This is a genomic window from Clostridium sp. (assembly GCF_018372875.1).
Classification (GTDB): domain Bacteria; phylum Bacillota; class Clostridia; order Clostridiales; family Clostridiaceae; genus Clostridium.
Genome location: NZ_JAHAIF010000011.1, coordinates 25,434 through 46,057 on the forward strand (window position 1 = coordinate 25,434; position 20,624 = coordinate 46,057).

Annotated in this window: 30 protein-coding genes and 1 tRNA gene; 21 read left to right on the top strand and 10 right to left on the bottom strand. The window is 28.6% G+C overall.

Annotated elements, in window-relative coordinates; genetic code table 11:
* Positions 1 to 98 precede the first annotated feature (98 nt).
* Complete coding sequence (gene menA / locus KIB46_RS05510; protein ID WP_156561366.1) at positions 99 to 1,043, top strand: 1,4-dihydroxy-2-naphthoate polyprenyltransferase; 945 nt, start codon at positions 99 to 101, stop codon at positions 1,041 to 1,043.
* Between the two features lie 347 nt (positions 1,044 to 1,390).
* Here the strand turns inward: menA and KIB46_RS05515 are convergent, their stop codons facing one another.
* Positions 1,391 to 1,549, bottom strand: coding sequence for a hypothetical protein (locus KIB46_RS05515; RefSeq protein ID WP_291671121.1), 159 nt, complete (start codon positions 1,547 to 1,549; stop codon positions 1,391 to 1,393).
* Between the two features lie 259 nt (positions 1,550 to 1,808).
* On the opposite strand from KIB46_RS05515, the gene KIB46_RS05520 reads away from it, so the two are divergent.
* From KIB46_RS05520 to KIB46_RS05555, 8 genes are all read left to right on the top strand, one after another.
* On the top strand, positions 1,809 to 3,887 hold the full coding sequence (locus KIB46_RS05520) for a nitrate reductase (protein WP_291671157.1): 2,079 nt from the start codon (positions 1,809 to 1,811) through the stop codon (positions 3,885 to 3,887).
* A 13-nt stretch (positions 3,888 to 3,900) separates the two neighbouring features.
* On the top strand, positions 3,901 to 4,317 hold the full coding sequence (locus KIB46_RS05525; RefSeq protein WP_049179531.1) for a 4Fe-4S dicluster domain-containing protein: 417 nt from the start codon (positions 3,901 to 3,903) through the stop codon (positions 4,315 to 4,317).
* Entirely contained in the window at positions 4,314 to 5,537 is a 1,224-nt protein-coding gene (locus tag KIB46_RS05530; RefSeq protein ID WP_291671122.1) for an FAD-dependent oxidoreductase, read from the top strand. The genes KIB46_RS05525 and KIB46_RS05530 overlap by 4 nt, the downstream gene beginning before the upstream one ends.
* A 133-nt stretch (positions 5,538 to 5,670) precedes the next feature.
* Positions 5,671 to 6,102: a hypothetical protein gene (locus KIB46_RS05535; RefSeq protein WP_291671123.1), complete on the top strand. Its 432-nt coding sequence runs from the start codon at positions 5,671 to 5,673 to the stop codon at positions 6,100 to 6,102.
* The gene (locus KIB46_RS05540; RefSeq protein WP_291671124.1) at positions 6,056 to 6,655 is read left to right on the top strand and encodes a molybdenum cofactor guanylyltransferase; all 600 of its coding nucleotides are present in this window, start codon (positions 6,056 to 6,058) and stop codon (positions 6,653 to 6,655) included. Before KIB46_RS05535 ends, KIB46_RS05540 begins: the two co-directional genes overlap by 47 nt.
* 129 nt (positions 6,656 to 6,784) lie before the next feature.
* A complete protein-coding gene (locus KIB46_RS05545) occupies positions 6,785 to 8,116 on the top strand; it encodes an FAD-dependent oxidoreductase (protein ID WP_156561370.1) in 1,332 nt (443 codons plus the stop codon).
* A gap of 77 nt (positions 8,117 to 8,193) precedes the next feature.
* Positions 8,194 to 8,676, top strand: coding sequence for a GNAT family N-acetyltransferase (locus tag KIB46_RS05550; RefSeq protein ID WP_156561371.1), 483 nt, complete (start codon positions 8,194 to 8,196; stop codon positions 8,674 to 8,676).
* 202 nt (positions 8,677 to 8,878) lie between these two features.
* On the top strand, positions 8,879 to 9,607 hold the full coding sequence (locus KIB46_RS05555; RefSeq protein ID WP_156561372.1) for a DeoR/GlpR family DNA-binding transcription regulator: 729 nt from the start codon (positions 8,879 to 8,881) through the stop codon (positions 9,605 to 9,607).
* 48 nt (positions 9,608 to 9,655) lie between these two features.
* Here KIB46_RS05555 and KIB46_RS05560 read toward each other — a convergent pair whose 3' ends face one another.
* Positions 9,656 to 10,039 (bottom strand): hypothetical protein, encoded by a 384-nt coding sequence (locus tag KIB46_RS05560; RefSeq protein WP_291671125.1) that lies wholly within the window; start codon positions 10,037 to 10,039, stop codon positions 9,656 to 9,658.
* Between the two features lie 74 nt (positions 10,040 to 10,113).
* Entirely contained in the window at positions 10,114 to 10,767 is a 654-nt protein-coding gene (locus KIB46_RS05565; RefSeq protein WP_156561374.1) for a Crp/Fnr family transcriptional regulator, read from the bottom strand.
* A gap of 138 nt (positions 10,768 to 10,905) precedes the next feature.
* On the opposite strand from KIB46_RS05565, the gene KIB46_RS05570 reads away from it, so the two are divergent.
* A complete protein-coding gene (locus tag KIB46_RS05570; RefSeq protein ID WP_156561375.1) occupies positions 10,906 to 11,514 on the top strand; it encodes an HAD family phosphatase in 609 nt (202 codons plus the stop codon).
* A 65-nt stretch (positions 11,515 to 11,579) separates the two neighbouring features.
* On the opposite strand, the gene rimI is transcribed toward KIB46_RS05570, so the two are convergent.
* Genes rimI through tsaE form a run of 3 tightly spaced genes read right to left on the bottom strand, consistent with a single transcriptional unit; the run spans position 11,580 to position 13,175 of the window.
* Positions 11,580 to 11,996, bottom strand: coding sequence for a ribosomal protein S18-alanine N-acetyltransferase (rimI, locus tag KIB46_RS05575; protein ID WP_156561392.1), 417 nt, complete (start codon positions 11,994 to 11,996; stop codon positions 11,580 to 11,582).
* Positions 11,997 to 12,012: 16 nt separating this feature from the next.
* Positions 12,013 to 12,717 carry a tRNA (adenosine(37)-N6)-threonylcarbamoyltransferase complex dimerization subunit type 1 TsaB gene (gene tsaB, locus KIB46_RS05580; RefSeq protein ID WP_156561376.1) on the bottom strand — a complete coding sequence of 235 codons (705 nt, stop codon included), beginning with the start codon at positions 12,715 to 12,717 and terminating at the stop codon, positions 12,013 to 12,015.
* Positions 12,714 to 13,175, bottom strand: a complete 462-nt coding sequence (gene tsaE, locus KIB46_RS05585; protein WP_291671126.1) for a tRNA (adenosine(37)-N6)-threonylcarbamoyltransferase complex ATPase subunit type 1 TsaE — start codon at positions 13,173 to 13,175, stop codon at positions 12,714 to 12,716. Before tsaE ends, tsaB begins: the two co-directional genes overlap by 4 nt.
* Before the next feature lie 232 nt (positions 13,176 to 13,407).
* Here tsaE and KIB46_RS05590 point away from each other — a divergent pair, with 232 nt between their 5' ends.
* Positions 13,408 to 14,298, top strand: a complete 891-nt coding sequence (locus KIB46_RS05590) for a zinc ABC transporter substrate-binding protein (protein WP_291671127.1) — start codon at positions 13,408 to 13,410, stop codon at positions 14,296 to 14,298.
* An 89-nt stretch (positions 14,299 to 14,387) separates the two neighbouring features.
* Positions 14,388 to 14,462: transfer RNA gene (locus KIB46_RS05595), tRNA-Trp, on the top strand.
* A gap of 91 nt (positions 14,463 to 14,553) precedes the next feature.
* Here the strand turns inward: KIB46_RS05595 and KIB46_RS05600 are convergent.
* The 3 genes from KIB46_RS05600 to KIB46_RS05610 are packed head-to-tail and all read right to left on the bottom strand — an operon-like array spanning position 14,554 to position 16,626.
* A complete protein-coding gene (locus KIB46_RS05600) occupies positions 14,554 to 15,738 on the bottom strand; it encodes a site-specific integrase (protein ID WP_099313646.1) in 1,185 nt (394 codons plus the stop codon).
* Positions 15,739 to 15,753: 15 nt separating this feature from the next.
* The gene (locus KIB46_RS05605; protein WP_099313647.1) at positions 15,754 to 16,203 is read right to left on the bottom strand and encodes an ImmA/IrrE family metallo-endopeptidase; all 450 of its coding nucleotides are present in this window, start codon (positions 16,201 to 16,203) and stop codon (positions 15,754 to 15,756) included.
* A 12-nt stretch (positions 16,204 to 16,215) separates the two neighbouring features.
* Positions 16,216 to 16,626 (bottom strand): helix-turn-helix transcriptional regulator, encoded by a 411-nt coding sequence (locus tag KIB46_RS05610; protein ID WP_099313648.1) that lies wholly within the window; start codon positions 16,624 to 16,626, stop codon positions 16,216 to 16,218.
* Between the two features lie 230 nt (positions 16,627 to 16,856).
* Here KIB46_RS05610 and KIB46_RS05615 point away from each other — a divergent pair, with 230 nt between their 5' ends.
* The 5 genes from KIB46_RS05615 to KIB46_RS05635 are packed head-to-tail and all read left to right on the top strand — an operon-like array spanning position 16,857 to position 18,563.
* Positions 16,857 to 17,066 (top strand): helix-turn-helix transcriptional regulator, encoded by a 210-nt coding sequence (locus KIB46_RS05615; RefSeq protein WP_099313649.1) that lies wholly within the window; start codon positions 16,857 to 16,859, stop codon positions 17,064 to 17,066.
* 13 nt (positions 17,067 to 17,079) lie between these two features.
* On the top strand, positions 17,080 to 17,256 hold the full coding sequence (locus KIB46_RS05620; protein WP_099313650.1) for a helix-turn-helix domain-containing protein: 177 nt from the start codon (positions 17,080 to 17,082) through the stop codon (positions 17,254 to 17,256).
* A 12-nt stretch (positions 17,257 to 17,268) separates the two neighbouring features.
* Positions 17,269 to 18,021: a Rha family transcriptional regulator gene (locus KIB46_RS05625; protein ID WP_291671128.1), complete on the top strand. Its 753-nt coding sequence runs from the start codon at positions 17,269 to 17,271 to the stop codon at positions 18,019 to 18,021.
* 12 nt (positions 18,022 to 18,033) lie between these two features.
* Complete coding sequence (locus KIB46_RS05630) at positions 18,034 to 18,213, top strand: hypothetical protein (RefSeq protein WP_291671129.1); 180 nt, start codon at positions 18,034 to 18,036, stop codon at positions 18,211 to 18,213.
* Positions 18,214 to 18,230: 17 nt separating this feature from the next.
* Positions 18,231 to 18,563: a hypothetical protein gene (locus tag KIB46_RS05635; RefSeq protein ID WP_291671130.1), complete on the top strand. Its 333-nt coding sequence runs from the start codon at positions 18,231 to 18,233 to the stop codon at positions 18,561 to 18,563.
* Here the strand turns inward: KIB46_RS05635 and KIB46_RS05640 are convergent.
* Positions 18,544 to 19,095 carry a hypothetical protein gene (locus KIB46_RS05640; RefSeq protein ID WP_291671131.1) on the bottom strand — a complete coding sequence of 184 codons (552 nt, stop codon included), beginning with the start codon at positions 19,093 to 19,095 and terminating at the stop codon, positions 18,544 to 18,546. The two genes, KIB46_RS05635 and KIB46_RS05640, sit on opposite strands and share 20 nt — an antisense overlap.
* Before the next feature lie 69 nt (positions 19,096 to 19,164).
* Here KIB46_RS05640 and KIB46_RS05645 point away from each other — a divergent pair, with 69 nt between their 5' ends.
* The 4 genes from KIB46_RS05645 to KIB46_RS05660 are packed head-to-tail and all read left to right on the top strand — an operon-like array spanning position 19,165 to position 20,624.
* Entirely contained in the window at positions 19,165 to 19,353 is a 189-nt protein-coding gene (locus tag KIB46_RS05645; protein WP_291671132.1) for a hypothetical protein, read from the top strand.
* Positions 19,346 to 19,507, top strand: a complete 162-nt coding sequence (locus KIB46_RS05650) for a hypothetical protein (RefSeq protein ID WP_291671133.1) — start codon at positions 19,346 to 19,348, stop codon at positions 19,505 to 19,507. Before KIB46_RS05645 ends, KIB46_RS05650 begins: the two co-directional genes overlap by 8 nt.
* Positions 19,508 to 19,511: 4 nt before the next feature.
* Positions 19,512 to 19,673, top strand: coding sequence for a hypothetical protein (locus KIB46_RS05655; protein ID WP_271841796.1), 162 nt, complete (start codon positions 19,512 to 19,514; stop codon positions 19,671 to 19,673).
* A gap of 51 nt (positions 19,674 to 19,724) precedes the next feature.
* On the top strand, positions 19,725 to 20,624 hold the full coding sequence (locus KIB46_RS05660) for a phage replisome organizer N-terminal domain-containing protein (RefSeq protein ID WP_291671134.1): 900 nt from the start codon (positions 19,725 to 19,727) through the stop codon (positions 20,622 to 20,624).

The window sequence follows — 20,624 nt, forward strand, 5'->3', positions numbered from 1 at the left end:
GTGACTTCTCCCCTAAAGGGTGGAGAGGCCACTTTTTTTATGATATTATAAAGTGAAAAATGAAGATATTTAAAAGAAACAAAGGAGGAAGATTGTTAATGGGAATAACAAGTTTTTTTAAGCTAGTAGAGATTCAAACAAAGGTTGCAAGTGTAATTCCATATACTTTAGGTACAGTTTTTGCATTATATAAATTTGATAATTTTAATGCAAAACAAGCAGTCTTATTCTTTTTATCAATGATAGTTTTTGATATGACCACTACAGCAATAAACAATTATGTAGATTATACCAAAGCTATTAAAAAAGAAGGGTTTGGATATGAGGAACATAATGCTATAACTAAGTATGGGCTAAAGCCGAAAAGAGTTTTAGGAATTATAATAACAATGTTAATAATATCAGCTACTTTAGGTATAATGTTATTTTTAAATACTGATATAGCAATTCTTATAATAGGAGTAATATGCTTTGGTATAGGTATATTTTATTCATTTGGTCCTATTCCAATTTCAAGAACTCCATTTGGTGAAATTTTTTCAGGCTTAACAATGGGATTCTTTATAACATTTTTGGCTGTATATATACACATATTTGATCAAGGTGTATTAAATATCAATATAAGTAATTGGAACTTCAGTTTAGTAATTGATATAAAAATGATAATATCTATATTTATAATTACTATTCCAGCAATTACAGGTATATCAAATATAATGTTAGCAAATAACATTTGCGATATAGATGATGACTTTGTAAATAGAAGATTTACACTACCAATATACATAGGTAAAGAAAAAGCTTTAAAATTATTTAGAACTTTATATTACATAGGATTTATAGGTATAGTTGTTGGTGTAGTATTTGGAATATTACCAATAGTATCAATATTAACATTAGTAGCTCTAAAACCTGTTAATGCAAATATCAAAAGTTTTTTTGAACTACAAACCAAAAAGGATACTTTTGTATTAGCCGTTAAGAACTTTGTAATAACTAATGTTATTTATATAACTACAATAATTATAGGATGCTTAATTTAAAATGAACCAACAAGATGCATAGCTTGTAGAAGAGCTAAAAAAAGAACAAAATAGAAGATAATTTTAGATTTTTCAGGTTGTAGTTTAAACTACAACCTTATTTGCTGTCTAGAAAAGTATAAAATTTCAATTAGCTATAAATCAAAGGTATTATTACATTTTCATATTAAAAAATATAAAATAAAGGATAGTAATTTTGTAATTTCCTTACCTTTAGTACGGGGGGGTGGATATTTGTTTTGATGTGACTTGGAGCTTGCGACGGAACAAGCAAAATAAATATCCGCTACACCTTTTTTGTTTTTAGAAAATTATAATTACAGTTAAAATAACTAACTTTATCTAAGTTATTCATTATCTTTATCCTTATGTTTATCTATTCCACATGAAACCCAAGGATAATCAGGATTACTTGGATCGCAAGGTTTTGAGATATCAACCTTCTTTTCTTCTTCTAAAACTTGACCGTAAAAATTAGATTCATCTAAAGTTTCTTTATTTTTCATAAAAACATCTCCATTCATTTAAAATATTATAATATTGTTTCTTTAATAATAGTATATTCAAAACAATAAATATGATTAACAATTATAAAATACTTGTATTTATAAAGAACTAAGTTATATATTATTTTACAACACTATGGCTGTAGTTAATCTATATGAACTCCATCTTAATTGATGTTTTATAATGATTGGTATAAATGCTTGAATTACTACAAAGACTAAATTAAGAAATTTAATGAAATGGAGTTGTATAGTGGATATGAAAAAAGTTCAATCAACTTGTAATTATTGCTCAATAGCTTGCAACATTGACTTCAATGTAGAAGATAATGAAATAGTCTCTGTAGTACCAACACAAGGATATCCAGTAAATAATGGTTTCTGTTGTATTAAGGGATTAAACTTAGATAAACAAAATACTAAATTTCCTAATCCTGTTTATCCTTTAGTAAGAGATAAAGATGGAAAGATGGAACAAATATCTTGGGATGAAGCCTTTAAGGTAATGGCTTCTAAAATAAAAGAACTTCAAGATAAGTACGGAAGAGAAAGTGTAGCATTTATAAGCACAGGTCAGCTTACAACAGAAGAAATGGCTTTATTAGGCCATATAGGTAGAAACTATCTTGGAATGAATGGAGATGGTAATACACGACTATGTATGGCTACTTCAGTAGTTGCACATAAGCAAAGTTATGGCTTTGATGCACCACCATATACTTTTGATGACTTAGAATTATCAGATACTTTAATATTCATTGGATCAAATCCAGTTGTAGCTCATCCTATTCTTTGGACTAGAGTTAGAAATAACAAAAATAATCCAAAGATAATAGTAATAGATCCAAGACAATCAGAAACTGCAATTAGAGCAGATGAGTGGGTAGATATTAAGCCGAAAGCAGATTTAAGACTACTTTACACATTAGCTAATTATCTTATAGAAAAAGATTGGATAGATAAAGAGTATATAGAAAAGTATACAGAAGACTTTGAAGGCTTTAAGGAGCATGTTAAAAAATATACTTTAGATGATGTAGAAGAAAAAACAGGAATATCAAAGGGAAGAGTTGAAAAATTAGCAGAAACAATTCATGAAGGAAAGAGGGTGTCCTTCTGGTGGACTATGGGGGTAAATCAGTCTTATCAGGCAGTTAGAACAGCACAAGCAATAATTAATCTTGCAATTATGACTGGCAATATTGGAAGACCAGGAACAGGGGCAAACTCTATAACTGGTCAATGTAATGCCATGGGTTCAAGATTGTTTAGTAATACCACAGGTTTTTATGGTGGTGGAGATTATGATAATGAGAATAGAAGAAGGGCAATATCTAAAGCTTTAAATATGCCTGAAGAAATGCTTCCAACAAAACCAACAATTCCATATGATCAAATAATAGAAAGATGTATTACTGGAGAAATAAAGGGATTATGGATTGTTGCTACTAATCCAATAGTTTCATGGACTAATAGTAGAAAATTTAGAGAAGCTACTGAACATTTAGAGTTCTTTGTTGTTCAAGATATTTATGATAATACTGAAAGTGTTAAGATGTGCCATTTATTATTACCTTCTCAATCTGGACTTAAGAAAGAGGGAGTTTTAATAAATAGTGAAAGACGTTTATCAAGGATTGTTCCAGCTTTAAGAAAGGAAGAGAATGAATATACTGATTATGATATTTTCTTAGGAGTAGGGAAGGCTCTAGGTATGGGAAAATATCTAGATAAATGGAAAACCCCTGAAGATGCCTTTAATACAATAAAAGAATGTACTAAGGGAATGCCTTGTGATTTCACAGGAATTGAATATGATATGTTGAAAGATGGTAATGGAATTCAATGGCCATTTAAAAAAGGTGATGAATTAAAAAATAATCAAAGAAGATTATATGAAGATAATAAGTTTTTTACTCCTAGTGGTAAAGCTAAGTTTATATATGAAGAGGTAGCAGAAGAAAATCCAAAGCCAAGTGAAGATTATCCATACTATTTTAATACTGGAAGAGGAACTGTTGGTCAATGGCATACACAAACAAGAACAAATGAGATTGAATTTGTAACTGCAATAGTTCCAGGTGAAGCTTATATAAATATTCATCCAGAATTAGCAGAAGAGTATGGAATTAAAGAGAATGATAAGGTTATTGTAAATTCACAAAATGGAGAAAGTGCTACATTTATAGCAAAGCTTTCTAGGACAGTTAAGAAAAATCATATATATGCGCCAATGCATTACATTGAATGTAATAAGCTTACTCCATCAGTTTATGATCCTTATTCAAAGGAGCCTTCATATAAATTTACTCATGTAAATATTAAGAAGGCAATATAGGAGGGGATAATAAATGAAAAGAATAAAAATAGATAGGAAGAAATGTATTGGATGTTTAACATGTACTACAGCCTGTATTGTTTCCCATGGAGGACATGATACAAGAAATAGAATAGCTATTAATAGTGATGGAAGATATTCGCCTATTTTCTGTAGACATTGTGATAGACCAGAATGTGTTTATACCTGTATGTCTGGTGCTATGAGCAGAGATAATGAAACAGGATATGTTTTATATGATGAATCAAGATGTGCACACTGTTTTATGTGTATAATGGCATGTCCTTATGGAGTACTAAAAACTGATGCTAGAACAAATCATGTTATTATGAAGTGTGATATGTGTAGGAATACAGAAGAAAAGTATCCTCAATGTGTCGCAAGGTGTCCTACAAATGCTATTACTTTAGAGGAGGTACAAGAAATATGAAGTGTGTAGTAGTTGGTGCTTCAGCATCAGGAATTAGCTGTGCAAAAACTTTAAGGGAATTAAATAAAGATGTTGAAATTACTTTGATTTCAAAGGATGAGCATGTAGTTTCTAGATGTATATTACATCACTATATTGAAGATGTTAGAAGCATAGACGATTTGAATTTTGCTCCTTATGATTTCTTTAAAGTTTATGGTGTTAATTGGATTAAGGGTAGAGAAGTAATAAAAATAGATCCAAAGGGGCATAAGCTTAGTTTAGACAATGGTGAAGAGGTTGAGTATGATAAAGTGTGCCTTGCAACAGGTTCATCATCTTTTATTCCCCCTATTGAAAACCTAAGAGAAGCTAAAAATGTTGTAGGACTTAGAAACTTAGAAGATGCTATTTTAATAAAAGATTTATTACCTAGTATTAAAGATGTAATAGTTTTAGGTGGAGGATTAGTAGGAATAGATGCAATAGCAGGGTTACTAAAATATGATGTTAAAATTCATTTGGTAGAAATGGGGGATAGAATTCTTCCCCTTCAATTAGATCATTATGCAGCAGATGCCTATAACAAAAGGTTAGAAGAAAGAGGAGTAGACTTAAGATTTGGTGTAAGAGCTGAAAAACTTATAGTTGATGAAGATAATAATCCAAAGGAACTTGAGTTGAATACAGGAGATAAAGTACCTTGTGACTTAGTAATTGTAGCAACTGGTGTTAGGTCAAATGTAGGTTTTATAAAAGATGCAGGGATAGACTGTGATAAGTTTGGGTTAGTTATAAATGAAAAAGGTGAAACAGATACTAAAGATGTTTATGGTGCAGGTGATGTTACTGGACGAAACCCTATATGGCCAACTGCTGTTAAGGAAGGAATAATTGCTGCCAGCAATATGCTTGGAAGAGAATTATTTATGACAGACTTTTTTGGAAGCAAGAATACTATGAATATATGTAATTTAGCTACAATGTCTTTAGGAACAGTAATTAAGCCTGATGATAGCTATGAAGAAGTTATTGATGTTGAAGGTGAAGATTATAAGAAGATAATTCACAAAGAAGGAAAGATTTATGGAGCTATAATTCAAGGTGATTTATCTTATACTGGTGTTTTAACTCAACTTATTAAAGAAAAAATAGATGTATCTAGGGTTAAGAAGCCCTTATTTGATATTGATTATGCAGACTTTTTTAATATAAAAGAGAATTTGGAATTTACTTATTAAAAATTAGGCTTACAATTAAAGAAATAAATTAAAAGTAAATAATATATTGTGTTAAAAGGGAAATTGTTAATAGCAATTTCTCTTTTTTTATGAATAGAAATATATGAGAGAAATAAGTTGGGGGAATTGGTATATGGATAAGTATCAAAATGATTTAAATAGAATCCCTGTGGCAATAATTATTGAAGATGGGGCAGCGGAAGTAGAAAGATATATAACAGAAAAAATAATAGCATTTGGAGGAGAAGTTATTAAGGAAGATAATTTATATAATAACTTTAATGCAACTATTATTTATACCTCTAATTTGGAGAAAGTAAGAAAAGAAGCACTTAATGGGAACTTTCATCAAGTTTTTTGGAAGAAAGATTTAAGCAAAACTGACAATATATTTATGGCTTTTGATTCAAAGAGATATATTTTGGGATTTAGTGGGTGTTTAAATACTTTAAAGAAGACTATAGATGAAAACTTAGAAAGCATGATAAAACAAATTAAATTAATAAAGGATGGTAAACATGTTGATAAAAAGGACTGCAATTATTCTATGTGGGGGAAAAAGTAGTAAAGGATATAAAAATAAAGCTTTTTTAAAAATAGGGGAGAAAAAGTTTTTGGATATTATTATAGAGAAAATATCAAACTTTGATGAAATTATAATTTCATGTAGCAATAAAAAATTATTTAGTAACTATAGTGGAATATCAAAAATAGTTGAAGATGATATCCAAGATATAGGTCCAATTTCAGGAATTTATAAATCTTTAAATGAAAGCAGAAACAGTAAAGTTGTAATTCTTTCAAGTGATATGCCATTAGTAAGGGAAGAATATATAAAAAAATTAGGTACATATGAATTTGATGAAGATGCTTTAATAACTTTTACTAATGGTTCATCCCAACCTCTTTGTGGAGTATATGATAAAAAAGTAAATAATATAATAAGAGCCTCAATTGAAAAGAAAAATTATTCAGTTAAAGAATTATTAAAGTGTATAAGTGTTAGATATATATTTCCAAAGGAGAGTACTTTCTTTGGAAATGTAAACAATTTGGAAGATTATATAGATATTTGTTCTAAGAGTATGCAAATGAAAGAAATTAGGAATAATAGCTGATTTATAGTGAGATAATAGATATGTAATAGAAAAAATGATAAAAAATTAACATTTACAAAAATTTATTTAAGATGTACAATTAAGGAGAATTATTATTAATAAAAATAAATTATCCGAGGAGGGGAAACAATGAAAGTTGTAGTTGTAGGTTGTACTCATGCTGGAACAGCAACAGTAGTTAATTTAAAGGAAATGCATCCAGAATGTGATGTTACTATATATGAAAGAAATGATAATATTTCTTTTCTATCTTGTGGAATAGCTTTACAAGTTGGTGGAGTAATAGCTGAACCGAAGAAATTATTTTATAACTCTCCAGAAAATTTAGCTAAGTCTGGTGTAGTAACTAAAATGAAACATGATGTCTTAGATATAGATTTTGATAATAAAAAGTTAAGGGTTAAAAATTTATTAAACGGAGAAGAATTTGAGGATTACTATGATAAATTAGTTTTAACTATAGGATCTTGGCCAATAGTACCAAAGTTTGAAGGTGGAGATTTAGAAAATATAGTTTTATGTAAGAATCATGACCATGCAGAAGTTATTGTTAAAAAGACAGAACATGCTAAAAATGTAGTTGTTATTGGTGCAGGATATATAGGGGTTGAACTTGCTGAAGCTTTTGAATTAAAGGGGAAGAATGTTACTTTAATTGATGCCGAAGAAAGAATAATGGCAAAATACTTAGATAAGGAATTCACAGATATAGCTGAAAATGAGTTTAAGTCTAAAGGTGTTAAATTGGTTCTTGGAGAAAAGGTTGCAAGATTTGAAGGAGAGAATGGTAAAGTTCAAAAAGTTGTAACTGATAAGGGAAGCTATGAAGGAGATTTAGTAGTACTTTGTATTGGATTTGCACCAGCAACTAAACTTGTTCAAGGTAAGTTAGATACATTAAAGAATGGTGCAATAATAATTGATGAATATATGAGAACAAGTAGAGAGGATGTATTTGCAGCTGGTGATTGCTGTGTTGTTAAATATAATCCTGCTAATGAAGAAAGATACATTCCTTTGGCTACAAACGCAGTTAGAATGGGGACTTTAGTAGCAAGAAATATTGAGAAACCTACGCTTAAGTATATGGGAACTCAAGGTACTTCAGGTATCAAAATATATGACCAATGTATTGCATCTACTGGAATGACAGAAGAAGTAGCTAAGGCTACAACTAATTTTAATGTTGCTTCTGTTTCAATTAAAGATAATTACAGACCAGAGTTTATGCCTACTTTTGAAGAAGCAATGGTTAAACTTGTATACAACAAAGATACCAGGGAAATATTAGGCGGGCAAATTATATCAAAGATTGATCTAACACAAATGATGAATACTTTATCAGTTGTAATTCAAAATAAAATGACAGTTGAAGAATTAGCAATGACTGATTTCTTCTTCCAACCACACTTTAATAAACCATGGAGCTTATTAAATGCTATTGCATTAGAAGCTTTATAGAATAAAAAATGGCTAGGATAAAAATCTTAGCCATTTTTTGTTATAATTAAATAAAAAATATGGAAGAGGGCACATTTATGATTAGAGAAGTGAAGTTGAGTGATGCAAAGGCAATAGTGGATATATACAATTACTATATATTAAACACTAATATAACCTTTGAAGAAAAGCAGTTAACAGTAGACGATATGGAAGAAAGAATAATTGAAAAGACGGCTAAGCATCCTTGGATTGTTTATGAAAGAAATGGACAAGTTATTGGATATGCATACTTAAGTGGATGGCATAGTAGATCTGCTTATAGATATTCAAATGAAGCATCTATTTATTTAGATAGAAATGAAAAGGGTCATGGTATAGGAAAAGAACTGTTTTCCAAGTTACTAGAAATTTCTAAAGGTTATGGTGTACATACTATTGTTTCAGGAATAACAATTCCAAATAAAGAAAGTATATCTCTTCATGAAAAGTTTGGATTTAAAAAGATAGCAGAGTTTGAAGAAATAGGATTTAAAAATAATAAGTGGTTAAACGTTGGATATTGGCAAAAGCTTTTATAGAAAAGCGGTGACGACAAAGAGAGAGCTTCAATTAGCTCTCTCTTTTAATATATTACGCTAGGAATTTTAAAATCCTATTACGCTATATTACAATTTAATTATAGTCCTAAAAGAAATAATAAACAATAACAAATAATAATAAACAATAATAAATGATAATAATATGATATAATAAAGTTAATAGATTTAAGGGGATGATTAAATGTTTTTAGAAGAACGTTATGATAAAATTGTTGGTATGGTTGAGGATAAAGGAAGAATGTCTGTTAAAGATCTAGCTTCGATATTTAAAGTAACAGAAGATTGTATCCGTAAAGATTTAAGAGAACTAGAAAAGTGTGGGAAAATAAAAAGAGTTCATGGAGGAGCTATAACTAATAGAAGTCATAATGATATTAAACATATTAATGAGAGAAGAGATATAAATAATACTAAAAAACGTGAGATAGCAAAGAAAGCTTTTAATGAAATAGAAGATGGAGATATTATATTTTTAGATGTTTCTTCAATAAATTTAGAACTAGCTGAAATAATTAAAAGTAGCTCTAAAAGAATTGTTGTAGTATCTAATATGCCCCAGGTAGTAGATAAATTGAATGATAGTAATGAAAATATTACTATTATTATAGTTGGTGGAGAGTTTAACAAAAGGGTTGGTGCTATGATTGGTGCATTTACTAACCAATATATTAGTCAGTTTACATTTGATAAGTCATTTATAGGAGTTTGTGGAATTAATGAAGAGACAGGAAATATAAGTACTTTATTTATGGAGGATGGAGCTACAAAAAAGACTATAATAGATAATTCAAACAAGAGTTATTTAGTTATGGAAGAAGAAAAGTATAACTATGACGAATTTTATAAATTTGCTAAGTTAGAGGATGTTTCAGGAATAATAACTGAAGATAGAACTATTTATAATTTTTAATTAAGAAAAGAAGACTGTATTAGAATTGCTACAGTCTTCTTTTCTTGATTAAAAGCCTCTTTTTTTACGATTTTCTCGTATATTACAAATAATTTTTTCTAAAACCTTATCTATGCATTCACCAATCATAATTAAAATAAATAATCTTGGATACTTAAATAGTATATAAATAAATATGCTAATAGTAGCTAGGCAAAATATAATTAAAAATATAGTGAATTTCCCCGCAGATATAGCTTCTTCTTCATTTAAATTTTCATCTAAATCCTCATCAAGTAAATTTTCAATTTTCTTTCCCAAGAAAGGCGTTAAAACTCTTTCAAGAACAAATAAAATCCAGAATCCATTTAATGAATATTTATATAGATATATATAAACAGGAAGTGTTAGAAGACATAATATAAAGGGTATGCTTGTCTTAATGTATTTCATCAATTTAACCATCTCCTACTAATAAGAAATACTAACACACAAGGTTATAAATAGGAAGTTACATTTGTAAATTCTTATTTATTTTTATTTAAATCTATTATAGTAATTGATCCACGAGAAAGTTTAACCATACCCTCTTTTTCAAAATATTTAAGCATTCTAGAAACAACCTCTCTTGCTGTTCCTAGGTCATTAGCTATACTTTCATGAGTAACTTTTATAACTTTTTCATTAAAGCTTTCAAGATATTTTATTAGTCTCTTATCAAAACTAGTAAAAACAATATCTTGCATAATCCACATAACTTCAGAAAATCTTGATTGAGTTAAATCTAAGATATATTGATTAAGTGACATGTTATTTTGAGAAAACCTTTGTAAATATTCACTAGGTAATACTATTGCTTCTGTATTCTCTAAAGCATCAATATTTATACTAAACTGTATGTTTTTAAAAATACATGATGCTGATAATATACAGGAATAACCTTTTTCAAGTCTATATAATGTTATTTCTTTACCTTCTTCAGAGGTTAGAAAGGCTCTAAGGCTACCGCTTAATACAGTTATAAACCCATTACAATTTTTATCAGAAAAGTAAAGAGAATCATCTTTTGAATACATTACATGAATTGCTTTGGAATTAAAGATATCTTTATCTTCCTTAGTTAACTTACTATAAAATTGTGTGTGGTTTTCTAAAAAGTCTATATCAAATTTATTTAGCATTATATGATCTCCTAATATTTAACTAATGTAATTATATGAATAAATAGAGAAAAACTCAAGTATGAGGTTTGATATTTAATATTAAAAGATAGGATTGTATAGTAATTAAAGTTATAATACAAGTAGGGGGGATGGGAAATGGTTAAAAACATAATTTTTGATTTGGGTAATGTAGTTCTTAAATATGATAATTTAGCGTATTTGAAAAGTAAAATTGAAGATAAGGACAAGATAGACAAGCTACGTAATATCATATTTGGAGGACATGAGTGGATTATGCTAGATGAAGGGAGAATAGCAGAGGAAACAGCTATTGAACAAATTTGTAGAAATAACCCTGAGTTAGAGGAGGATATTAGAAATGTTTTTGATAATTGGTACTCCTTGTTAGAACCAATAGAATCAACAGTAGAAATAATAGGCGAATTAAAAGAAAAAGGATATAAATTATTTTTTCTATCTAATTTTCATGATAAAGCATTTCAAGTTGTATCTGAAGAATATTCGTTCTTTAGATCATTTGATGGTGGAGTAGTATCTTATAGAGAGAAAATAATTAAACCAAACTTAGAGATATATAGAAAATTATTGGATGGATATAATCTAAAGCCTGAAGAATGTATATTTATTGATGATGTAAATGAAAATATTATTGCTGGAGAACAAGTTGGAATAAAAGGAATCCATCTTAGGGAAGTAAGTAAGTTAAGGGAAGAATTAGAAAGATATTTAGTTAAGAGTAAATAATAAAGAGAAATGGCTAGCCATTTCTCTTTTTAGTTAAGCTTTCATATTTTTATTATCAATAAAGATTATCTATACCACATTATAATGGCATCTTCGTTATTGTCTTTATAATATTTCTTACGTATACCTTCTTCTTTGAAGTTATACTTTTTATAAAGATTTTGTGCAGGAGTGTTTGAAGCTCTAACTTCTAAAGTAAGAGAGGTGCAACCCCAATTTTTACAGTGTTCTATTAAAGAAGAAAGAAGCATGCTACCAATTCCGTTTTCTCTAAAGTTTGGGTGTACGGCAATATTGGTAATATGACCTTCGTCAACAATTGTCCAAACACCAGCAAAACCAATAACCTTATTATTTTCTTTGGCAACAAGGTATTTAGCTAGAGGATTAGAAAGTTCCTTTTTAAAAGATTCTTTACTCCAAGATTCCTTTAAAGATAAAGAGCTAACTTCTAAAACATCTTCTAAATCACATTCTTCCATTAAACTAAGAGATATATTACTCACTCATTCTCATCCTCTTTTCTAATTCTCTTTCAGCTTGAGGCTTCTTTAAATAAACAGGAGCAGAGTTTGGATCATCCTTAATTCCTTGTTTTAAAAGGTTAAGACCTAATTCACCTATAGATGAAGCTCTAGTTAAGCTTACATGGTTAGGTGCAAATTTTGCATTAGTGAAGTTTTCCTTAATATATTCCTTATGCTTAAGTAATCCGTCACCAGTAAATATAACTTCTTCATTTTTTTCTTTTAGCATTTCTAAAAGATCAGGAAGTTCCATAGGGGTTGGCTCCATTATATTTTTAAATTCTCCATCTTCATTTTTATAAAGAGCAGTATAAACATTCTCTCTTAATGCATCCATAATTGGACAAATGATTCCATTAAAGTGAGAAATGCTATAAGCTAATCCATCAAGAGAAGAAAGACTTATATAAGGTTTGTTTGCTCCAAAACTTAATCCCTTAACTGTAGCCATACCGATTCTTAAACCTGTGAAAGAACCAGGACCCTTAGAAACAACAAATCCGTCAATATCATTTATTGTTAATTCACAATCCTTTAAAAGATTTTCAATCATAGGCATTAATAAAACAGAATGTTCCCTCTTGTCATTAATAACATATTCACCTAGTAAAGTATCATCATTAAGTAGTGCAACAGTAGCTACCTTAGATGAAGAGTCTATACTTAAAACTATCATATTTTTAGCTCCTTTACGTAATCATATCTATCTCCATAAGGGGTGATTTTAATATTTCTAAAATCTTCCCCATTAGATAAGTCCTTTGAAATGTGTATATGTATGTACTCTTTTGGTAATATTTCCTCTATGTAGTTAGCCCATTCTATAATAGAAACAGCATCTGAGAAAATATAATCATCAAATCCTATTGCATAAATTTCATCAGGATCGCTAACCCTATAAACGTCAAAGTGATTTAACTTTAAACGTCCACTTTCATATTCATTTACAATAGTAAATGTTGGACTAGTTATATTTTCATTTATATCAAGACCTTTAGCTATTCCTTTTGTTATGTGAGTTTTTCCTGTACCAAGGTCACCAGTTAAGCAAACAATATCACCAGGATTTAAAAGTTTGCCTAAGTTGAAACCAATTTTAGTAGTTTCATCTATACTTTTAACTTCAAAAATCATATGTAAAATCCCTTTCAAAAACTATTCTATCTTATTATTCTATCCAAAAAGGAGATAAAAGAAAAGTATTTATCACCTTACCACATATTAAAGGTTGAAAATTTTTTGTGGAAAGTGTAAAATTTCTTTTATATGAATAGAAAATTTGTAATAATTTTGTATACATTTTAATTTTATATATTGATATAATATGTAATAAGGAATAAACTGGTAAATACCAGGGGGTGATATATTGAAAAAGGTTACCTTTGGAATGTTATTAATAACATTTCTACTATTTTTGGGGATAGGAGTTTCTTCTAATCCATTAATAGCAAATACGATTGATAGAGAAGATACAAGCAGAGATGTTTATTTAAATATTATTACTTGTAATAAGATACAATATGAAATGGTAAAAGATATTGTTGGAAATAAGCACAATGTTGAATATATGTTTAATGACGAACAAGCATCTAAAGACTTTAAATATACAGATGAAACCATAAGTAATATTTCAAATATGGACTTGTTCTTTTATAATGGAAATATAATGGAACCTTGGTGTGATGAGTTGATTTCCAATCTTAACAAGGGCAACTTAGGAATTATTAATTCTTCTAGAGGAATTAGAACAATTAATCTTACAGGAGAAAACTCAGGTAAGGAAAATCCATACTATATGGTTGGATATGATGAGTATAAGATAGCATTATATAATATAAAAGTTGCTATTCAAGAGAAAGATCCTAAAAATAGGGAGCTTTATGAAGAGAATTATAATAAGGTTATTAAGAGTATAGATGAAGTTTTAAAAACATATGATGATAAAAAGTCAGTTATAAAGGAATATAGATATATTGCTTTAGATGATAAGTTAGATTATTTCTATAGGAATATAGGAATATCTCCAATAAAACTTGATGGTAAAACTATACAGGAGATTATTAATGAAAATAGGATAGATCCAGCTAAGCTTATAGTTTTAAAGGATAAGGAAACAGTTTTTCAAGATGCAAACTTTAATACTATTGAATTAAATGGATATAGTGGAGCCGATTCAGCTAGGAAAGTATTATTAGATAATTATAATACATTTTATAATTATTTTTCAGTTAAAGAGAATAATGATGGGCATGAATAGATTTTATTCATGCTTCATATTAGAAATATTTTTTTGAACAAAAAAGTTGATTTTTGAATAAGATTATTATATAATCAAACTTGTCTTGAAGGGGTATGGCTCAACGGTAGAGTAGTGGTCTCCAAAACCATTGGTTGTGGGTTCAAATCCTACTGCCCCTGCCACAAAGATCGTAAGCGAAATGCTTACGGTTTTTTTATTTTTACGATACGGAAAGCATTGAAAACACTAGTTTTACGGATGTATATAAAATTACTAAATTTCAATTTGCCCCTTTTTTGCCCCCTTTTGCCCCTCAAAAGTATTAACAGCAGATCTAAGTATTTCTTCTTGAACATGTGTATAAATATTTAAAGTTGTGGATATATTACTGTGACCTAATAATTTTTGAACAGTTTTATCCTTAACATTATTTTCAAAAAGTCTACTTGCATAAGCATGACGCATTGAATGAAATGTAACATCAGGAGCACCAATTTCTTTTGCAACTTCTTTAAATTTCTTTCTTACATTACCTGCATCTAAATAGAATCCTTTTGAATTACAAAAAACTAAATTCAATTCTAAATGATATAGATTTCCTAGTTTTTTATAACGAGCCTTTTGTTTTATTTTTAGTGACTGTAGTGGTTCAATAAGCAATGAAGGAATAAAAACTTTTCTTATACTAGATAAAGTTTTTGGAGTTTGAACTTCATATTTGTAAGAACCTTTGCTATCCACATCTACATAAGCTGTTTTGACAACATTTTTATTTACATCAATATACATTTCATCTAGATTTATATCATCCCAGGTTAAAGCTAATAACTCACCTTGTCTCATACCTGTATACAGGGCAGTCAAAAAGAGAACTTCCATTTTATGACCTTTTATAGCATTAACAAATAGTTCTTGTTGCTTAGCTGTAAAAGATTTTTGTTTATTGTTTTTCTCCATTCTAATTTGTTCACTTTCTTTTGGTAAAACAATAGCAGAAGAGAAATCTTTTCTTATATAATCATTGTTATACGCATATCTTATAGCTGGTTTCATTAGCTTATAAATATTTGTGATTGTAGATACAGAAACTTTACTTTTCAATAAATCATTAAAATACTTTTGAAAATCAAGAGTGCAAATGTCTTTTAATTTAACATTAAATATAAAACTATCTTTTATATGTTGATTATACATACTATAGTATACATTTTTTGAACCTTCTTTTAATTTTAAAAAGTGTATATTGAATAGCCAATTTTCAAAAAATGCTCCGAAAGATTCTTTAGTATCTTTTAGGCCAGAGTCTAGGTCAAATTTAATTTTATCTATTTTTTCTTTAAGCTCTTTTGCAGTTGTTGCGTATATATCTTTTGGGGTTTTCAGATTAGGGTGTTTTAGTCTATAAAAAAAGTATTCTTTACCATTCTTGATTTTTTTCTTATATATGCTTCTAGGCAAAATTTATCACCTTCTTTACATCAGTTTATTTTCTTTTAATTTAAATTCTAATAAATCAATAGGAACTTTATAGTAAGAAGCAAGTTGATCAATTGAATATTCCTTTAGATATAGTTCATCAATATTAGAAAAATTAATTAGAAATTGTGCAGCAAATAAGTTAGCTTCATGCTCTTTTTTTATTTTATTTATATTTTTTGTATTAGTAAAAAAGCAATTAGATTTAGTGTGCAATACTGCATGCCCTAATTCGTGAGCTAACACAAATCTTTTTTCGTATTCATTTAAATTCTCATTTAGATAAATAACTTTTGTACGTTTTACATATTTATACATTCCCCAAACTTTGCCCAATGGCACTGGAATAATAATTACATCTAATGCAGAAGCAAGTTCATACGGACATGATGTTTTAAATTTAATTTTTAAATTCTCAATAACTCTTTTTATATAATCGCTTGTCAAGTTTCATCCCACCTATTTTTTATATTTTTTTGGTGTATATTTATCCTTATTTTTTATCTTTATTTGTTCTAATGCGATTTTCATAGCTGATTCAATTAGATCTAAGTCATTTTCATCCAATTCTTGACCATTATAATAAGCTATCCCATCAGTACCATCTCTAAATTCATCCATAAGTTTTTTTAAATCTTTAGTTATAGATTTTTTATCTTTTTCATTAAGCCCACTTTCATCATCTGTTAAAAGATAATCTACAGTAACACCAAAGAAATCCGCTATTTTAAGAAGTGTTTTTTTACCAGCTTCCCTCTTATTGCTTTCAATCATTCCTAGTGTAGATTGTGCTATACCAATTTTTTCGCACAGTTGTTCTTGTGTTAAATTCATACCTTTTCTTAAATTTTTGATTTTATCACCTAACATAACAATTCACCTCATGGGATTATTTTATCACTAAATGAGATAAAATCAATAGCAATTTTGCGATAACTAAAGAAAATTTTAGTAATAAAGAGATAATTGTATTAGATATCCTAAAATGTGATATAATAAAAGTTTTAAAATATCCTGTTTTAGGATATTATTAAAGCACACCAAGACAAACATTTCACATAACATAACAAAAATATCGTAAAAGAAAGGAGGACAAGCATATGAAAATAACACCAATAAGACTAAGAAGATTAAATGCAGGTATAGAACAAGAAGAAGCTATTCAATGTTTGGGAATAAGTAAAAGTACGTTCTATAAGTTAGAGCAAGGGTGGAGTGGGACTCCCTCGGCACAACTAATAAAAAGAATGGCAGATACTTATGGATGTACTACAGATGAAATTTTCAGAGATTTAAAAATAACAGGATAAGGGAGTGGGTTAATTGTCAATTCTAATATCACCCCAAGAAGCTATGACAGTTTTAGGAGTGGGACATAACAAAATGTATTGTAATCTTTTATTAAGAGAAGATTTTCCTGCCTTTAAGATGGATGGAAGATGGTATGTAAACAAATCTAAGTTACAAGAATGGGCAGATAATCAGTGTAATAAAAAATAAGGAGGACAAGCTATGAATAAATTAATCAATATTTTAAATCAAGGTGGTCATTTGGTAGTAACTAGTAGGCAAATTTCAGATGACTTTGAAAAGGAACATAGAAATGTTGTGAGAGATATAGAAACTTTAATTGCTAATATAGGGGGTGCTCAAAATTGTGCAGACCTATTTATAGAAGCTGAATATCAACATCCACAAAATAAACAATTCTATAAAGAATATCTTTTAACTAGAGACGGATTTTCTCTTTTAGTAATGGGGTTTACTGGATCTAAAGCTTTGGAATGGAAGCTTAAATATATAGAAGCATTTAATAAGATGGAGCAAGCACTAAAAAATCAAACCAAGCCAACTTGTATAGAAGATGTACTTATTCAATCTTTACATGAAATGAAAGAAGTAAAGCAAACCGCATTAGAAGCAAAAGAAGAAGCACAAGATGTAAGAAATGATTTTGAAGATTTTAAAAAGGACTTGCCTTTAATAGGTGATGAACCTGAAGAATTACAAGCTGTAGTAAGAAGAGCTGGAACAAAAGCTTTAGGTGGATATAACAGTCCGGCATACTGTGATAAATCACTTTCAAAGAAAGTATACAGAAATGTGTGGGACTACATAAAAGGTCAATTTAATGTAAAGAAATATAAAGCTATAAAAAGAAAGTATTTAAGTAAGGCCATAGAGTTAGCTGAATCATATAAAGCACCATTTCATTTACAAGAAGAAATAGACATGATTAACAATCAGGGTAAGCTAGATGTTTAGGCGGTATTTGATATGAGTAAAAGTTTATTAGAGAGATTTAAGAAGATCTATGAAGAAGGGACTGGATTAAGAGTAACAAGGAGTAACTTAGATAAGAAAGGCAACTTAACAGTTGGAATTGTTAATTCAGAAGGAAAAGAATTATTCTGGTTACACGTTATAGAGCGTGATGGTCAAATCGAATGGTATTAGAAAGAGAGGTAATTTAGATGAATAAAGAAAAAGCATTAACACAATTAAAGGATTTATTGTATAGCTTTGAAAATTTTGAGGAAGTTGAAACAAAAAGTGAAGATGTACAAGCTTTAAAATATGCAGTTGATGAGTTAGAAAAAACTGCTCCTGAAGTAGAAGTTCAAGAGCAAATCAAATTTTATGATAACGGAAAATATATATATGAAAAAGATGCAGATAAAATTTGCATTGAGATTTTAAAAATTATTCAAAAGTATCGAATTAATTTCGGCTTATCTAAAATGATACTAAAAAAATCTATTGATTTAATGGAGGATAATTCGTTTGTTAATATTGAGAACGAATAAATTCTTCAGTTGTATTTAATATTAAATTTTCAGTATTACTATAGCTGTTTACGGTATGTTTCTTAGATACCAAGTCAGAACTAAATGCTGGATTTAAGGTGTACTTTTCTGTGAAAGTTTCACAGAAAGAAGTATAAGTTATAGTAACTTCTATTGGTTTAGAGTTAGGTTCAAATTCAACATATGTTGTTATAGCTTGATTAGGAGCAAGTACAGTATTAGCTATATTAGCAAAAGGTTCATTAAACCTATCGATTTCAAATCCTAACTTTTTAGAGAATGAAATGGACTTTATTATTCCAGCAGTGTTTCCATAGTTTTTTACAATAATATATTTATTACGCTTGGAAATATGTATGTAATTTAGAGATATAGCTATATATGGTCTGTTACTTTCTTTTTGAATTTTATTACTTTGTTTTAGTGTGGCTACGGCAATAAAAATAGAAATTATAGATGTTATTGAAGTAGCTAGCATAGATATTATTTCAATTTTATTTTCAGTAGATAGAGAAATAAACCAATCAAACATAAAAAAACACCCCCTTTCAACATAATATTACCATATGTTAAGGGGCGATGACAAAAGGAGGTAGTTTAAATGAATGAAATGGGAAGAGTTGTTTTATCTATTACATCTATGTTATTTCAATCATTGTTTATAATAATTGGACTAGTTAGTTATTCAGATAGTAGAAGAAGAATAGATAAAATTAGGTTTACTTTTTTAACATTAGGTAGTGTATTTACTTTAATATTCGTAGTAAATGAGGTGTTCGCATATGTGTAAATCAAAAAGGTTAAAGGATTTAAAAATTAGACACATAGTACTTTTAAATGACTATGGATATGATTATCAAGAATTTTTATTCGTAAAAAAAGATGCAGAAAGCTACACATTTTATCATGTACCTACTAATAAAGAAGTTACATTAAGGAGATGAAAAAGTGAAAGATGTACTAATAATAATTAACGATTCAGATAGTGCTAGAAAAATAGCAAAGAAGGTTGAGGAGTTATATCTAGATCCTATTACTCCATTAACAAAAGAAAAGGCTTTAAGAGAAGCAGTACGCCAATACCAAGAATCTCTTAAAGCACAAAAATAATTATGAAAAACATCAATTTATATTATAGCACATTTACCTGGAGGTGAGGAGTTGGCTGATAATAAAAAATATTACTATTTAAAGCTAAACGAAAATTTTTTTGAAAGAGAAGAGATAAAAATAATTGAGGCACAACCTAACGGATATGAATATTCAAACATACTTCTAAAGATGTATTTAAAGTCTTTAAAAAGAGATGGAAAACTAATGGTTACGAATCTAATACCTTATAGTGTAGAAACGCTTTCAAAGGTACTTGGACACAATGTAGATACTGTTAGAAATGCAATAAAAGTTTTTGAGGAATTTAAGCTGGTAGAAATTTTAGATAATGGAGCAATATATCTTCTAGATATTCAAAATTTTATTGGAAAATCTTCTACAGAAGCAGATAGAAAACGAGAACAGAGAGCTAGGATAGAAGAAGAAAAGAAGCTTTTAAAAGAACAAAAGTCTAATGAAGTTGAATTATTGATTGAAGATAAAAAAGAGGACAAAAGTCCGGACAAATGTCCGAAATTAAATAAAAAACCAAGTAAAATAGCCGTTTCAGATGAAGAAAAAGGACAAATGTCCGACAAATGTTCACGAGAGACAGAGATAGAGACAGAGATAGAGACAGAGATACAACAACAGATAGTAAAAATAGTTAAGTGTGAAGATGCAGAAGCAAAAACTATTTTAAAGACTGTAAGAAAATATCATAAAAATAAAGATGTTGTTGCTGTTGTATTAGATAAGCTAAATATAATTTCTAATGGCAATTTCAATAATACAATTGGAGCTTTAGTATCAGCTATCAAGGAAGATTGGACTAGAAGTTCATCTAATAACACTAAAACATCAGGTTTCTGTAACTTTGAGGGTAGAGATTACCAAAATGGTTATGGAGGATTAACCTATGAAGATTTAGAGGAACAGTTAGTATATGGAATGGATGAGGAGGAATAG